Source organism: Mycobacterium timonense, from assembly GCF_025821985.1.
Taxonomy (GTDB): domain Bacteria; phylum Actinomycetota; class Actinomycetes; order Mycobacteriales; family Mycobacteriaceae; genus Mycobacterium; species Mycobacterium avium.
In genome coordinates, this window is the sequence record NZ_JACKSY010000066.1 from 108,160 (window position 1) to 121,680 (window position 13,521).

The 13,521-nt window shown below is 66.4% G+C and carries 16 protein-coding genes; 8 read left to right on the plus strand and 8 right to left on the minus strand.

From position 1 onward, the window contains the following. The first annotated feature begins 129 nt into the window (after positions 1–129). From H7I87_RS17145 to H7I87_RS17165, 5 genes are all read left to right on the plus strand, one after another. The gene (locus tag H7I87_RS17145) at positions 130–477 is read left to right on the plus strand and encodes a hypothetical protein (RefSeq protein ID WP_134796621.1); all 348 of its coding nucleotides are present in this window, start codon (positions 130–132) and stop codon (positions 475–477) included. After that, positions 474–1,367: a tyrosine-type recombinase/integrase gene (locus tag H7I87_RS17150; protein ID WP_019733736.1), complete on the plus strand. Its 894-nt coding sequence runs from the start codon at positions 474–476 to the stop codon at positions 1,365–1,367. The genes H7I87_RS17145 and H7I87_RS17150 overlap by 4 nt, the downstream gene beginning before the upstream one ends. Continuing rightward, on the plus strand, positions 1,364–1,720 hold the full coding sequence (locus tag H7I87_RS17155) for a hypothetical protein (RefSeq protein WP_023870865.1): 357 nt from the start codon (positions 1,364–1,366) through the stop codon (positions 1,718–1,720). The genes H7I87_RS17150 and H7I87_RS17155 overlap by 4 nt, the downstream gene beginning before the upstream one ends. Next, a complete protein-coding gene (locus tag H7I87_RS17160; protein ID WP_023861953.1) occupies positions 1,717–2,823 on the plus strand; it encodes a tyrosine-type recombinase/integrase in 1,107 nt (368 codons plus the stop codon). The genes H7I87_RS17155 and H7I87_RS17160 overlap by 4 nt, the downstream gene beginning before the upstream one ends. Positions 2,824–2,919: 96 nt before the next feature. Next, positions 2,920–3,666, plus strand: a complete 747-nt coding sequence (locus tag H7I87_RS17165; RefSeq protein ID WP_023861954.1) for a hypothetical protein — start codon at positions 2,920–2,922, stop codon at positions 3,664–3,666. Positions 3,667–3,689: 23 nt separating this feature from the next. Here H7I87_RS17165 and H7I87_RS29210 read toward each other — a convergent pair whose 3' ends face one another. Then, positions 3,690–3,875, minus strand: a complete 186-nt coding sequence (locus H7I87_RS29210; RefSeq protein WP_155252472.1) for a hypothetical protein — start codon at positions 3,873–3,875, stop codon at positions 3,690–3,692. Between the two features lie 133 nt (positions 3,876–4,008). Next, positions 4,009–8,874 (minus strand): phage tail tape measure protein, encoded by a 4,866-nt coding sequence (locus tag H7I87_RS17175; RefSeq protein WP_023861955.1) that lies wholly within the window; start codon positions 8,872–8,874, stop codon positions 4,009–4,011. Between the two features lie 165 nt (positions 8,875–9,039). Here H7I87_RS17175 and H7I87_RS17180 point away from each other — a divergent pair, with 165 nt between their 5' ends. The 3 genes from H7I87_RS17180 (at position 9,040) to H7I87_RS17190 (ending at position 10,783) form a co-directional block, all read left to right on the plus strand. Beyond that, on the plus strand, positions 9,040–9,288 hold the full coding sequence (locus H7I87_RS17180; protein WP_019732034.1) for a hypothetical protein: 249 nt from the start codon (positions 9,040–9,042) through the stop codon (positions 9,286–9,288). Further along, the gene (locus H7I87_RS17185) at positions 9,285–9,794 is read left to right on the plus strand and encodes a hypothetical protein (RefSeq protein ID WP_019732033.1); all 510 of its coding nucleotides are present in this window, start codon (positions 9,285–9,287) and stop codon (positions 9,792–9,794) included. Before H7I87_RS17180 ends, H7I87_RS17185 begins: the two co-directional genes overlap by 4 nt. Positions 9,795–10,441: 647 nt before the next feature. After that, on the plus strand, positions 10,442–10,783 hold the full coding sequence (locus tag H7I87_RS17190; RefSeq protein ID WP_019732030.1) for a CopG family ribbon-helix-helix protein: 342 nt from the start codon (positions 10,442–10,444) through the stop codon (positions 10,781–10,783). Positions 10,784–10,922: 139 nt separating this feature from the next. Here H7I87_RS17190 and H7I87_RS17195 read toward each other — a convergent pair whose 3' ends face one another. The 6 genes from H7I87_RS17195 to H7I87_RS17220 all read right to left on the minus strand — a co-directional run bounded on the left by H7I87_RS17195 (position 10,923) and on the right by H7I87_RS17220 (position 13,316). After that, positions 10,923–11,105 carry a hypothetical protein gene (locus H7I87_RS17195; protein ID WP_019732029.1) on the minus strand — a complete coding sequence of 61 codons (183 nt, stop codon included), beginning with the start codon at positions 11,103–11,105 and terminating at the stop codon, positions 10,923–10,925. 6 nt (positions 11,106–11,111) lie between these two features. Further along, on the minus strand, positions 11,112–11,384 hold the full coding sequence (locus H7I87_RS17200; RefSeq protein WP_083071359.1) for a hypothetical protein: 273 nt from the start codon (positions 11,382–11,384) through the stop codon (positions 11,112–11,114). A gap of 131 nt (positions 11,385–11,515) precedes the next feature. Then, entirely contained in the window at positions 11,516–11,944 is a 429-nt protein-coding gene (locus tag H7I87_RS17205) for a hypothetical protein (RefSeq protein ID WP_019732028.1), read from the minus strand. A 14-nt stretch (positions 11,945–11,958) separates the two neighbouring features. Beyond that, a complete protein-coding gene (locus H7I87_RS17210) occupies positions 11,959–12,687 on the minus strand; it encodes a hypothetical protein (protein ID WP_019732027.1) in 729 nt (242 codons plus the stop codon). Position 12,688: 1 nt separating this feature from the next. Next, on the minus strand, positions 12,689–13,135 hold the full coding sequence (locus tag H7I87_RS17215; protein WP_019732026.1) for a helix-turn-helix domain-containing protein: 447 nt from the start codon (positions 13,133–13,135) through the stop codon (positions 12,689–12,691). Beyond that, a complete protein-coding gene (locus H7I87_RS17220; protein WP_019732025.1) occupies positions 13,122–13,316 on the minus strand; it encodes a hypothetical protein in 195 nt (64 codons plus the stop codon). Before H7I87_RS17220 ends, H7I87_RS17215 begins: the two co-directional genes overlap by 14 nt. Positions 13,317–13,521: the final 205 nt, after the last annotated feature.

Genomic DNA, 13,521 nt, shown 5'->3' on the forward strand with positions numbered 1-13,521 from the left:
CCGGGCATTTTCGGGGTGCCGCCCGGTTAAACGCTGTGCTGAGCAGTAGAAACGCAGATCTGGAAGTCGTGTTGTGCGCAGTGTTATCGGGCGAATTCTCGCCCGATCTTCTGAGAGGAGCGCAACACAATGTCCACTGCCCACGCCAACGCGACCACCGCCCCACCTGATGACCCTGGCCGCGCATTCTGCGGCGTCGCTGCACCGCCGGACGCGACCGAAGTGCATGACTGGTCGCGGCTCGGTGGTGGCCTGTCGACGCGGGTGTTTGCCGGGAATACTCGCGAGGCAGCGGGTTTCACGCTCCGGGTCGGCGGTCTGCAGCGCAGCAATCGCATCTGCAGGCGTTGGGTGACTGTCGAGACCGTGTCGTCGATCGGTGCACCGTTGGAGCCGGAGGCGGTGCGGCAGCTGGCCGCGGCGCTCGTGGCTGCCGCGAATGAGGTCGAGGCGCTGTCCGCTGGCGGTGCGCGATGAGCCGGAAAGGGCCGGCGCGTAAGCCGGTGCCGGAAGCGTGGGCGTGGGCGATCGATGACTATTTGCACGCGATCGCCGCTGAGGGGCAGCGCCAGGCCACGCTCAGGTTGCGGCGGGATCAGCTGCAGCACATGGCGCGATGCCTTGGGTGTGCGCCGGATGAAGTGACGGCGGAGCGGCTCATTGAGTGGTTCGGCAAGCAGACGCATTGGAGTGCTGAGCATCGCCGTAGCAACCGCAGTGCGGTGCGGGGTTTTTTCTCATGGGCGCACAAGTCGGGTCGGGTGCAGGTGTACCTCGGTGATGTGCTGCCCAAGTTGCCGCAAGCGAAGATGGTTCCGCGCCCGGTCCCGGATGATGTGTGGGTGTACGCGCTGGCGATGGCCGACACGCGGACAGCGTTGATGATGCGGTTAGCGGCTGAGGCTGGGCTGCGGCGCGCTGAGGTTGCGCAGGTGTCTACCCGTGATGTGTTCATGGGCAGCGGCGGCCCCCAGCTGTTGGTGCAGGGCAAGGGCGGCCGGCGCCGCATTGTGCCGATCAGCGAGGATCTTGCGCGGTTGATCCGCCGCGGCGCGGCCGGGCACACCCCGGCGCTGGCGGCCTACGACTGGGGTAGCAGCGGGTGGCTGTTCCCCGACGGCGAGGGCTCCCATCTGAGTGCGGCGCGGGTCGGCGCGGTGGTGGCTCGTGCGCTGCCGGGAGGGTATTCGATGCACAGTCTGCGGCATCGGTTCGCCACCCGTGCGTATCGCGGCAGCCGGAATCTGCTTGCGGTGCAAACGCTTTTGGGTCACGCCTCGGTGGCGTCAACGCAGCGGTATACCGAGGTGGCTGATGATGAGATCCGCGCGGCGGCGGCCACCGCGTGGGACGAGAGCCGATCGTGAGCGCCGCATGCGACCGCAACGCGGCGTCAGGTCGGGATTTGATCGACCAGTTGCCGCCCGAGCAGGTCGCCCCGGACGGGACAGTTGAACCGATCGATGCCGCTTTCGGCGCGATCGTGGCCACGATCGGTGCGCGGCTCCGCTGCGAGATGCGCACGCTATCGGCAGACACGTGTCGGCGCGATGCGCGCTGGCGTGTCGATCTGCATGGATGCGAACAAGTCAACATGTGTGGTCAGCATAAAAGCGCCTGGGTGCGGGAAATGCGAGCGCAGGAAGGCAATCCCCGCTGCGCTCATTGCGGGCACGAATTCGACAGCCTCGACGATGCCGTCAGGATCACGGCGATATGACCGCGGTGCTGAAGCTGGTTCAAGACGGCGGCTTCAACGAGATGCCGCCCTTGGATGCCTGGGAAATCCACATGCGCGGCGCGGGCCGCTCCGAACGCACGATCCGCGACGGACGGCTGCGCATCGAGCACATGGAACGCTTCACCGGCAAGACCGTTGCGACGATGACACCTCTGGACGTTTCTCAATTCCTCGCGCGGCCAACGCTGAATGCGTGGAGCAAGGCGTCCTACTTTGGGTCGATCGCATCGTTTTACCGCTGGTATGGGGTCAATGGTGGTGTCGATATCACTGCACGGTTACCGCGACCGAAGATGCCGAAATCAACTCCGCGACCGATCTCTGATGCCCAGCTGCGGGAATTGTTGGCGACCAACATGCGACCCAAGACACGGGTCATGATCATGTTGGCGGCGCTCGCCGGCCTGCGGGTCCATGAGATAGCCCAGGTCCGCGGTGAGGACGTCGACATCGAGGCGCGAACACTGCGGGTCACCGGGAAGGGCAATCGCACCGAGACGTTGCCGCTACATCCATTATTGGTCGAGGTTGCTCGGGTGATGCCGCGGCGCGGCTGGTGGTTCATGGGCAACTCGAAGCGCCCCGGTCAACCGATCGCGCGGCGATCAGTCTCAGAAATCATCCAGATGGCAATGGAGCGGGCGGGCATCCCCGGCGGCACCGCGCACCGGTTACGCCACTGGTACGGAACGAAACTCGTCGCCGACGGCGCTGATCTACGCACCGTCCAGGGGCTCATGCGCCACGCCAACCTCAACACCACGGCGGTCTATGTCCAGGTAGTCGACGGCAAACGCGCCGAAGCGATCGACCGATTGACGCTTCCCCTCTCTGAGGCCTCCGAACCGGTGCACGCCGAGGCCGCGTCGGCGCTCGAGCGCTGCAACCGCTCCATTACGCGAGTGCTTGGTCGGCTCGAGCCCGGCGCGCAGATGTCGCGCACAAAGCTGAGCCAGGCCCTGCGCTCCGACGTACGGCCCCACATCGACGCGGCGATCGACGCGCTGTCCGCAGACGGCGTGTTGGTCGCGGCCACGACTGGCCGCGGCCGGGTCTACCGCCTGAGTTCCCTACCGCAATAAGCCGATGTCCACGGACAGCTGTCCGTGACATTTCGCGGACAGCTGTCACCCCCCGGTGCGAACATTCAAGACGAACCACACAGGAGCCCCCGGAACATGCCCACCAACGACAACCACGATGACGAACAACAGCCCTGCGCTGCCGGCGGCGATGAGACCGAGGTCGGCCCGCCCGCCGATGAGACCGAGCTGGCAGCACAAGTCACCGCGGCCGCCGCCGAGCTGGCCTGGTCCCGCGAGGACAGCGACCCTGGTGATTACTCGTGGGGACGCGCTGCCGAGCGCGCCAGCATCATCGTGCTCGCCTGCGCGGCAGCCGCTGTTGTGATCGGACTGCTGACGTGGCTCGGCATGCAGCTGCACGAGCAGACCAAGCCGACCGCTGCCCCTAACACCGCGCGGCCCGTGACGATCGAGCCGGCCGCGGCGCTGCCAACGGTCACCGCGGTGCAGGCGCCTGCCGCCGCACCCCCGGCGACGGTCACCGTCACACCCCCGCCGCCGGCGACGGTAACTGTGCAAGCGGCGCCCCCACCGGCACCCACGGTGGTCAAGCCAGCTCCCGCGGTTGCGCCGCCGGGCGGCGCGACCGTCTTCAGCATCTGCCCGGACGGGCACGAGGGTGTCGTCGGTGGCCACACCAGTTGCGCGTTCGCCGAGAATGTCCGACGCACCTTCTACGCTTCGGGCATGGCCGACACCTTCACCGCGTTCTCGCCCGTCACGGGCGACGCGTACGAAATGACTTGCGCCGGCCGGTATCCCGCCTATTTCGAGGACGGATCCACGATGATCTCGACGCGGTGCTACGGCGGCAACAACGCCGAAGTCGTCATCTGGTAGCCAGCGCGCCGCGACTGCCGCAATCAACGACCTGACAAGGACCAACTATGACCACCGATCAACCCAATCCGCGGCGGGAGCTCCCCAAGACCTTCGCCGGACACAACCTCATTTTCATCGATGACGACGAGGACGAGGATTTCGACGACGACGAGTACGACGAGGAGCACACCGATTGCGCCTTCTGCCTTGGCCGTGAAGCTGGTCACCGCGGTGAAAGCGAAGACCGCAACCCTTACCCTGACACCGACGCCCGGCCCGGCTCAATCGACTGGTATGAAACTGATCTAGTTCCAGCACGTGGGCACCGTAGGGGGGTGATGGTGCCTTGCGGCCAGGTGCTCACCAGTAGGCCTGCGATGCGCTGCGCTGGACGCCGACGGTGGCGGCGGCCATGTTGGTCTGCTGGTTGAGGCTTTCGTGCATCTGGTGGGCGTCGTTGGCCTGGATGTGTACGGGGCCCAGGATTTGGATCGGCGCGCCCGGGGTGGTGTTGCCGCCCGGCTGCGCGTATTGGTCGCCGGGTGCGTTGGAGGCGAACGGCTGCTGGGTTTGGCCGGCGGTGTTTTGCTGGCCGGCTGGCCGCACCCCGGTCACCCCCATCAGCAGGCGGCCGGGGATGGTTTTCGACCAGTCGGCGCCGGTGGCGTCGGAGTTCGGGATGAGTGCCTCCAAGATGCCTTCGACGCCGATGCCGGCGGCTTGGGCGCCGTAGGCGGCGGCGCGGTTGAGTTCTTGGAAGCCGATGTTCATCGCCGAGGAGACCGCGCCGCCGGCGCCGCCGAAGGTGCCCATGTCGGCGCCCATCGCGGCGGCCTGCGAAGCGGCGCCTTCGAGGCCGCCGATGATGCCGCCGGAGAAGCCGATCCCGGGCTGGGCGGGTAGGTCGGAGCCGAGCTGGTGGATGTCTGCGCCTGGGGTGGCGGTGTCGGACAGGCCTTGCTGCGAGCCGGGGGTTTGGGCGACGTCGCCGGGTTTCGGGCCGGCGGGCTGGCCGGGCTGCGGGCCGCCGGGCGGTTTGGGCTGCTGCGGCCCACCCGGTCCGCCGGGGGCCTTCAGCATCTGCGGCGGCTGCTGGGGCGGCGATGGCTGTTGCTGTTGTCCGGGCGGTTCGACGGGGCCGTTGCTGCCTTCGTCGAAGTACTGCACGATCGCCGGGTCGACGAGTCCCTGGTTCAACGCGGTCATGAACCGGGAGCCGTACTTGTCGACCGCGGACTTCTGTTCGACCTGCTCGCCGGGGGACAGCCAGGCGGGGATGGTGTCGGTGCCCGACGGGCCGCCGGTGGCGCGATACAGCGGTGGCAGCAACGTATTGCTCGGCGCATGCGAAGCAGGGCCCTGAACGATCGCTGGCGGTTGGCCTTGCAGCCCCTGAGGGCCACGGTCGGAGCCGCCTCCGAGCAACCCTGGATCACCGGGGGCCAGCATCGGCGATGTGCCTGCGCCCGAGCTGAACCCCGAGGGATTCAAAAGAGCGGACAAGCCGGGGCCGACCGGTCCTGAAATCACGTTGCCATCGGCGTCGAGGACACCCGCCTGGAAGAGTCGGTAATCGTTTTGAGTGTGGATACCCGGGCCAGCCGAACGTGGACCGCTTGGCGATGCGGGCGCACCGGTCGGGCTCGTTGGCTTCTTCGTCCAGTACGGCTCATTCCATGAACCAGGCGTGCTGAGCGCGGCCGCGGAACCGCCACGGGCAGCGGCCATTTCATTGCCGCGCGCCGGGCCGCCCAGGCCCGCGGCCGCGTCGCCGCCGGCGCCGACCGCGCCGGAAGCGCCGGGCGCCCCGAACGGCGCTGGGTTGGGGAATCCCAGACCAGCCGGCCCGAACCCGCCGCCGAGGCCGCCGCCGGGCGGTCGGCCGCCGAGCGCGGCCCAGGCCGCGGTTTCCATCGGGCCCAGCACGAGGTCTTCGAGGAACCCGACGGTCCACTCCGCCAGCCCCGGCAGCCCCTTCGAGAGGCCGAACTGGTCGGCCAGCGGCACCGGCAGAAACGGGCTGCCGCCACCAGCTCCGCGCCGGCCGTGCATCGCGTGGAACGTGCCCTGCTCGGCTTCGGTGAGCCGCTGCTGCGCCTGGGCGCGTTCCTGCTTCAAGTGCCGGATTTCTTCGTCGAGGCGGTCCCGCTCGGACTGCTTGGCGGTGGCCTTGAGCTCGGCTTTGCGTTTCTCGGCGTTGTCGATCTCGGCGTCGAGGTGCCGCAGCCGTTCCTCGGCGGCCGCGACGCGCTGCGGGTTGGCCGTGTAGTAGCCCGGCTGCCCACCCGGCCCGGTGCCGGCGCGCGCACCCGGCGGAATACCGCCCCCGCCACCCATGCCGGTGCCCATGCCGAAGCCCATGCCGGGCATCCCCGCGCCACCAGCGGCCGCCGGGCCGTCCGGGTAAAAGCCTTGCAACGGCAGATACATGTGATGGGTGAACTGACTGCTCTCCGCGCCAGCGGCCTGCCCTCCGAGCATGATGCCGCCGTGCTGGCCGCCGGACTCGAAATGGGTCCCGTCGGGCAACGTGGCCGCCATATGCCCGCCACCCGGACCGCCGTTGTACCAGCCGATCTGCAAAGATCCCGGAGGACCGTACCCCGGCTGAAAACCACGTTCGGACAACCACTGCGCCGCCGTCGCCGTCGACATCCGCCCCGAGGTGCCCAACGCGGCGTTCACCAGCATCGACACCGCACCGGAGCAGTCCGTCGAACCCCACACGTACGGGCCGCCGTTCAGCGCCTCAGCCTCCTGATACAACCGGCTGACCGCGCCACCATCATCACGCCCCAACGGCCCACCGAACTGGCGCCCCAACACAATCCGGCCGTTCATCAGATCCGAACGGAACTGGTAGACCGCCGAGTGCCCGCCCATGCGCTGCACTTCGGGATGGGTCAGGACGTGCTCGCCGTCAGCACCCCAGAACAGTGCAGAGTCGCGGCCTTTCGGGCCGGGCGCGTGCAGCGGGCCGCCCTCAGTGTGCCCCGTGATCCAGTCCCACGACTGGCCCAGCAGCAGGTGCCCCCAGCCCTGGTCGGACCTGTTGGTGGGATCGTTGTTCGGGTTCACCGAGGTGGCCACATCCTGAACCGCCATCGCGGTGCCGACGAACGGCAACGCGCGGGCACCGGCCTTGATGCTTCGGGCAACCCGGCCACCGCCGTTGCCTCCGGGAAGTCCGCCTCCGCCGGCGTCGAGGGCCGCATCCGCCTCCAACGCGGCGTCACGCACGCGGTTCTCCGCCGCGATCTCCCCGGCGGCGGCGACCTCGACCCCTGCGGCGCCGGCCTGCGCCGCCGGGCCCGCAGCGGCCAGACTCTCGTTGAAAAGCAACGCTGCAGCACGGGTTTCGCCGAGTCTAGTGGTCAGCGTCCCAAGCCCAGACGCTATCGGTGAGAGGACCGTCGACACAACGTTGTAGCCCTTGATCGCCAGCCACGCCGCACCAACGCCGCCGACGGCGACGGCGGCAGCTTCAGCGATGCCCGGGTGCTTAGCGAGTTCGTCGCCGATCCACTTGGCGCCATGAGCTGCTTCGGTGATCGCCGGGACGAACGCGGTGCCGATCTCAATCGCCGCCGCACCGAACTTGTCCTTGGCCTCTTTCAGCTGCGCGTTCAGGCCCTTGTTGGTGTCGGTAAATCCCTTGACCGGATCGTTGGCGCCGGCGACGACACCTTGAAGTTTCTTCCATTCATCGATGGTCGCCTGCAGGGCCTCCGGGGAGCCGACGAGGGTTGCGGCCATGTTGAATCCCTCAGCGGTGCCCGTGACTTCTTTCCACAGCTGCTGCACCGGCTCGAGGTCACCTTGCAGCTTCCTCAGGTTTGAGCTCAGCCCGTCAACCTTGTGGCGCGCGGTGTCCCATTGCGCCAGTTTCGGATCCAGCTCCATCTGTTGATGAAGTTGGCGCATGTTCGGCACGACACCGCTGTTGATGGCGTCGGCCATCTCCTTGGATCTGCCGGTCAGGGCCCCGTATGCCTCACGCAGCGCGTTGCTAGCATCAGCGTTCTTGTAGAAGGTGTCGATCGCGACCTGGCCATCGGGGGCGGTCTTGCTGCGGATCGTGTCGCTGAGGATCTGCAAGACGCCGATCACCCCGACGTTCGGGTCGGCGATTTTGGCTTGCAGATCATTCATGCTGAGCCCGAGTTTCCCTACAGCGTCACGCATTTGCTGATTGGGGCCAAGGAAGTTGCGGTAGACCTGTGCAAGATTCTGGGTTCCCTGGTCCATTGAAAACCCGGACTGGCTGAACCGCGCCATCGCGGCGTAAACCTGCTCCATCTGGTTGTTGGCAATGGACGCAACAGGTTCGATGTTGTGCAGCGACCCGGAGAATGCCTGCAAATTCGTCTTGGCATCTCCCACAGCAACATTGATCTTCGAGGCTGTCTCGGCCAGTTTCTCGGCTGGAATGTGAAAGTCGTTCACCGTGGTGGTCAGACCGTTGATGACTTCCTTGAGGTCGGCGCCTTCAACGCTGGCGAGCTGTGCGCCGACCTCGATCACCTTCAGGCCGTCAGCGCCTTTGTACCCGGCCTTGGCCACGTCGTAGAACGCGTCGGCGAGCTCCTGGGCCGAGTACGGCACCTGACCGGTGAGCTTGAGCAACCCGTCCGAGACAGCCTTCAGTTGGCCAACCGGAACATCGGCTGCCGCACCAAGTTTGATGATCGACTGTTGAAAGTCGCCCGCTTTCCTGGCGAATTCGGTCAGCCCGATGCCCATCGCGGCGACGGAGCCGATTCCGGCCGCGTTGAAGATCGGATTCGCGCCGAGTTGCTGCATCCGGCTGACCGAATTCGCGGTGTCCCCACTGGCTTTCGTCAAGCGGACGTGCGCGGCCTCCGCGGCGACCATCGCGTCGACATGTTCACGCTGCGAGCGGGCCAGCATCGCATTCGCCGTCGCCGCCCGGCTGCTGTCCTCGCCGTACTTCGCGGTCGCCTCAGCTAGCCGGCGCTGATCCCGGATCATGCGGGCCGCAGCGTCAGCCTCCACATCCGCGGTGCGGCGGAACTCCTGCTGCAACGCCAAAAGCTCACGCCGAGCAGCACTTCCATCAATCGTGGCGAGCGCTTTACCCAGCTGTGAACTCAGATCCCGGTTGATCTGGCTACCGGTGTGGGCGAACAGGTCGATCAGGCGGCGAGACGCCGCGACGGCGGCGCGCTCATCGGCCCGGAGACCCACGTCCAAATAGACCGACACAGCTCACCGCCCCTTCGAGATCCAAGGCCCAATCGCCTCGCCTCAAACGGTAGAGACCAAGCGGCGTAGATGCTGAGCTACTCACGTCAGCGTGAGTGGCCCAAACTCTTGACGATGGTTCGTGTTTCTGGTTACCCTTGACAGGTCGCAAGGGAAACGAGGATCATGAACAGTGACATCAAGAAAATCGCCAAGTGGGCCCAGTCCCAAGGCTGGACCGTCAGCGACGACACCAAGGGATACACCCACTTTTACGACCCCAACGGTGATCACCGTGCCTACTACCCAGCGACCCCAAGTAACCCATACCGGCGGATGAAGGACTTGGAGACCGACCTGAAAGCAGCCGGGCTGCAGATCCCGCCACCAAGCAAGAAGGAACAGCGCGCCAAACGCAAGGAGACAGAGTCATGACGGACTGGACGGTGACGATCGGGGTTCCCGACGATGAGGTCACGCCCGAAATGATGATCGGGTGGGAAGAAGAGCTGCAGGGTTTCGACGCGTCGGTGGCGCGGCCACGCGATGGCGAAGTGACGGTCCACCTGCATCTGTCGGCCCCTGACGCGATGAAAGCTACGTGTGTGGCATACGACGCGGTGGTGGATCACGTTGGCCGGCGCCCGATCGAGATTGAGACGTTGACTGAGGCTGAATTTGCGCGCCGCGCTGAGGAACCGACGCTGCCAGAGTTGATGAGCGCTGCGGAGATCGCCGACGAGCTCGGGGTACGCCGGCAGCGTGTGCACCAGCTACGTCACCTTGCCGCGTTCCCGGCGCCGCTTGCAGAGCTGCGCGGCGGCGCGGTCTGGGACGCCGCCGCAGTGCGCAAGTTCGCCGACAACTGGACGCGCAAACCCGGCCGGCCGCGCAGCCACACCGCGGACAGCCACCACAGGGACTACGCACTGGGAAACTGACAAGGCCGTTCGTAACCGCTCAGGCTTGCCGTTGAGCAGCTCCGTGCACTGTTCCAACCAGTCCGCGGTGTGCGCCGCCCGCTCGATCAGCAACCGAATCGAGAACGGGTCGCTGGACCGGCTCAACTCCTGAGTCAACCGCTGCCCAGCAGTTCGAGGGATGCTTCTCCGACGCGTAGTCGTTTTCCGCGTCACCTTTTCGCTGGTCACAGTGAATTTCTCGCGCCGTACACACAAAAAAGCGACTGGCAGGCGGTCGCTTGAGGGTACCCCCCCACCGTATTTTTTCGGGGGGGTGGGTCCTGGCGGCGGCCGCTGGCGCGTGGTGGGAGTGGGACCGTGGGACCGGTGACCGTGGGCATGGTCACCGGTGACCGTGGGACCGGTCGCATTGGGACCATGCAGGTGTTAAGGCCACGCCATGACTCGGTGGCCGAGGTCGGCACCGTTGTGTTTGGCGCGTTTGCCGGTGAGCGCTGGGCGTTCGTGGTCACGTGATCCGTCTCCGCGTTCGCTGTTGCATGGGCCGTGGAGTAGGCGGTCGGCGACGGAAATCGGGGTGATCGGCGCCGACGAGAACGTTGATCTGTGGGCTCGTCATGCACGTGATGCCGCGCCGATTCCGCAACGAGTGAAAGGGAAAAGTCATGGGACGCAAGCCTGAACCGATCATCGACGATGACGACATCGACCTCGACAAGGAGGTTATTCACATCGGCGACGGGCGTCGGCTCACTGAGGAGCTGGCCGAGCAGATCGCCGAGGAAGCCGAACGCACGAGCCGTGAACGCTCGAACGCGAACTTGATTCCGGGCCGCAAGTCATTGTCGGGTGGTGGTGAGCATTCACCGATCGTGCAGACGCGGGTACCGGCCCAGGTGCGTGCGCGGTTGCAGGCGATCGCGGATCGCCGCGGTGTGCGGCCCTCGAAGTTGCTGCGCGAGGCGATTGATCAGTTCATCGAGCGTGAGGAACACCGATCGGCGTAACGCCGAGAAGATAGCCTTACGTCAGGCGACGAAGCAGCCGCGGCCGCCACCACTGCGACCGGTCCCATGGTCACCGGTCACCATGCCCACGGTCACCGGTCCCACGGGTCCCACGATCTTACGCAGCTGCAGGCGGTGCTTAGAACGGCATCGTCATGTAGCTCGGGCCGTCGTCAACGCCGTCCCGGGCCCGGCGGCATTGGTTGAGTAGCGACCGCATCGGGTCTTGGCGGTGCTGGCCGGGCCCGTCGCTCAGGCCGTCCAGGGCGTGGTGTGTGGCCATCGCAGCGAACCGCTGATCCTGCGCAGCTTCGTTATCCACGGCGGCTCACGCTTCGATCGGAAGGCATGTGACGGTGCCTGTGCCGGATTCAACAACACCGCAGAGGCCGCCGCGGCGCGGGACGGTCAGATTCGCGCCCGGATGCAGCGGCAGTGCGGGCGTCTGGCCATTCGCGGATACCGAGTCGTCGCCGACGAATACCGCTGTGTCACCGGAATTCTGGACGATCAAGAAGCGATGCTCATACCCATTGCCTGCCGGCCAGATCTGGGTAGGTGTGGTGCCGATCGTCACGGTGATCAACGTACTCAGGTCCATGGATTAGCTTCCCTTCTCTGGTTCTTTCGGCGCCGGCCGCCGCGCCAGGGCGGCCCCTTCCGCCCCGTCGCAGGCGGCCGGTCGCCGCCCACCCACGCGTGTGGAATCACGAAATGCACACGCGGGCAAGTTCATGGCGCCGCCCGCGTCTCGGCCAGTGACGCGGCGCGGGTTTTCCGGTGTCGAACAGCCACCGCTATGCAGTCGTTACCGAAGGACAGCCCCCTGTCGCGCAAGGCTTTCCGGCAGGTCGGTGCGCCGGCATCGGACGGCACGTCGAAGCGGTCCAGCGCGGCGATGCACTCGCCGACGAACTCGCTATTGGGTTCGGGTGCTCCGCCGAACTGCGCGGACGTGGACCGGTTCTGCGCCGCTGCCGATTCGTCGGAGATTTCCTCCACCAGGCCGAGCCGCAGCCACCGGTCAAGGTACTCCGGTCCGATCCAGGCGATGATAGGGCCGAGGTTGCGCGCGCCCGTGGCGGCGGAGGGGTTCTGGTAGTGATGCCAGAGGACGCCGTTTTGGTCCTTGACGATCAGCAGTTCGACGTGGGGTTTCATGCGGTACGGCATGGTCAGTCGCCCCGCGGCTGGTAGTTGGGATTGGGGCGCCATTCTTGTGCGGCCTCGTCGTAGTACGACACGTCGTTCGGGCTGGGCTGGTAGTAGCCGGCGCTGCCCGGCGGCCGAGGGATGCCGCGTGCGGCCGCTGCCGCGGCGAACCGGCCGCCGAGCGCGTACAACACCGCGTCGTCACGCTCTTGTCGAGTCCACGTGGCCGGATCCTTGCCGTGGACGAGGCGCACCGGCGCCGGCACCCCGGGGATCGGCAAACCAAGGCTGTCGCGCATGGTGCTGTTCGGCGATGGCGGTTGGGACGAGGCTGTTACTGCCTGCGGCCGCGCAGTAGCCGGCCGAGGTGCAATGCCCAGCCGTGTCAAGACTTTCCCGTGGACGTGTTCGACATCGGGGTCGACAGGCAGCTTTTCAGCTGGCGGCAGACCCGGAGCCAAGGACGCCAACACCGCCCTGTTGCCGGCGCGGTCACGTTGCATTGCGCTGCACCAGAAGTCGATCCGACTCTGGGTGATCTTGCCTTCGTTGTAGGCGGCGATGACGATGCGGCGATCTTCTGCGCGGGCCCGCTGCTCGGCCGCAGATACCGCCGCGGCCGCCTTGTCGGTTCTGATTCGTGCCAGCGCGCTATCCATTTCGCGCTGCAGCGTGACGTCGTCGACGTCGGGCGACAGCCCCAGCAGCCGCACGATTTCAGCCCGCGGCACGCGCACGATCTTGTCAGCCACGCTAGGCTCCTCTCTGCTCGTCGAGCCGCGACTTCAAACGCTTGATGGACGCCGTGCTGATCATCAGCTGCCGCCCAACCTTGCGGTGTTCGAGATTTCCGTGGGCACAGTGCCATCGCACCCCGCCCGCTGAAATCCCAAGCTCGGCAGCGGCTTCAGTCGTACCCAGCTCCAAGTCATAGCCAGACCGTACGACCCCCGCAGCGTCGGCGCAGAACTCCTGACGCTGACGTGAGTCGCTCACCGCCGCGTACGCCTCAGCCAACGCGGTCAAGGCCGCCGGCAAGCCCTCCGGAACGCCAGCCTGCCCGGGCTGCTGCTTGAGCCGCGCATAGTCACCAAGCCAATGAATGACCAACCGAAGCAGCGGCGCCTCAATCGAAATCAGCCCCACCCGCACCGCGGCGAAAATCGCCGGATACAGCTCCCGCTGATCATCGCAGCCCATCGACCACCTCGCCAGCCGAGTTCGCCTTGTCGACCGCGGCCACGAGTTGGCGAGCCAAATCGATCGCCTCGTCGCGGTCCATCACGAAGACGTCGGCGCCGATCCTGAGCCGGATCAGCCGGTCATTCCCGACAAACGGCCGCACATGCGCCTTGAGCATCTTGCGTCCGAGGAGGTTCATCGTTTCAAGGGGTGTCCATCTGACGGACACCCTTGGTTGCGGCGTCGGCTTCGGGTTGAAACGCGGCTGCCGAAGCAGTCCGATCTCGTGCGTTTCACACCCGGGGGAGAGAAAAAAGTGACGTCGAGGCGGTCGCGGAGGGCCCCCCTCCCCCTGATTTTTCGGGCGGGAGGGGTGCTGTGCGATTGTTTGCGCAGCTCAGAGC

Excerpts from the sequence above, each read along its gene's own strand:
- H7I87_RS17145 (WP_134796621.1), top strand. The coding sequence starts at position 130 with ATGTCCACTGCCCACGCCAACGCGACCACCGCCCCACCTGATGACCCT.
- H7I87_RS17150 (WP_019733736.1), top strand. The coding sequence starts at position 474 with ATGAGCCGGAAAGGGCCGGCGCGTAAGCCGGTGCCGGAAGCGTGGGCG.
- H7I87_RS17160 (WP_023861953.1), top strand. The coding sequence starts at position 1,717 with ATGACCGCGGTGCTGAAGCTGGTTCAAGACGGCGGCTTCAACGAGATG.
- H7I87_RS17165 (WP_023861954.1), top strand. The coding sequence starts at position 2,920 with ATGCCCACCAACGACAACCACGATGACGAACAACAGCCCTGCGCTGCC.
- H7I87_RS17180 (WP_019732034.1), top strand. The coding sequence starts at position 9,040 with ATGAACAGTGACATCAAGAAAATCGCCAAGTGGGCCCAGTCCCAAGGC.
- H7I87_RS17185 (WP_019732033.1), top strand. The coding sequence starts at position 9,285 with ATGACGGACTGGACGGTGACGATCGGGGTTCCCGACGATGAGGTCACG.
- H7I87_RS17190 (WP_019732030.1), top strand. The coding sequence starts at position 10,442 with ATGGGACGCAAGCCTGAACCGATCATCGACGATGACGACATCGACCTC.
- H7I87_RS17200 (WP_083071359.1), bottom strand. The coding sequence starts at position 11,384 with ATGGACCTGAGTACGTTGATCACCGTGACGATCGGCACCACACCTACC.
- H7I87_RS17205 (WP_019732028.1), bottom strand. The coding sequence starts at position 11,944 with ATGAAACCCCACGTCGAACTGCTGATCGTCAAGGACCAAAACGGCGTC.
- H7I87_RS17215 (WP_019732026.1), bottom strand. The coding sequence starts at position 13,135 with ATGGGCTGCGATGATCAGCGGGAGCTGTATCCGGCGATTTTCGCCGCG.
- H7I87_RS17220 (WP_019732025.1), bottom strand. The coding sequence starts at position 13,316 with ATGAACCTCCTCGGACGCAAGATGCTCAAGGCGCATGTGCGGCCGTTT.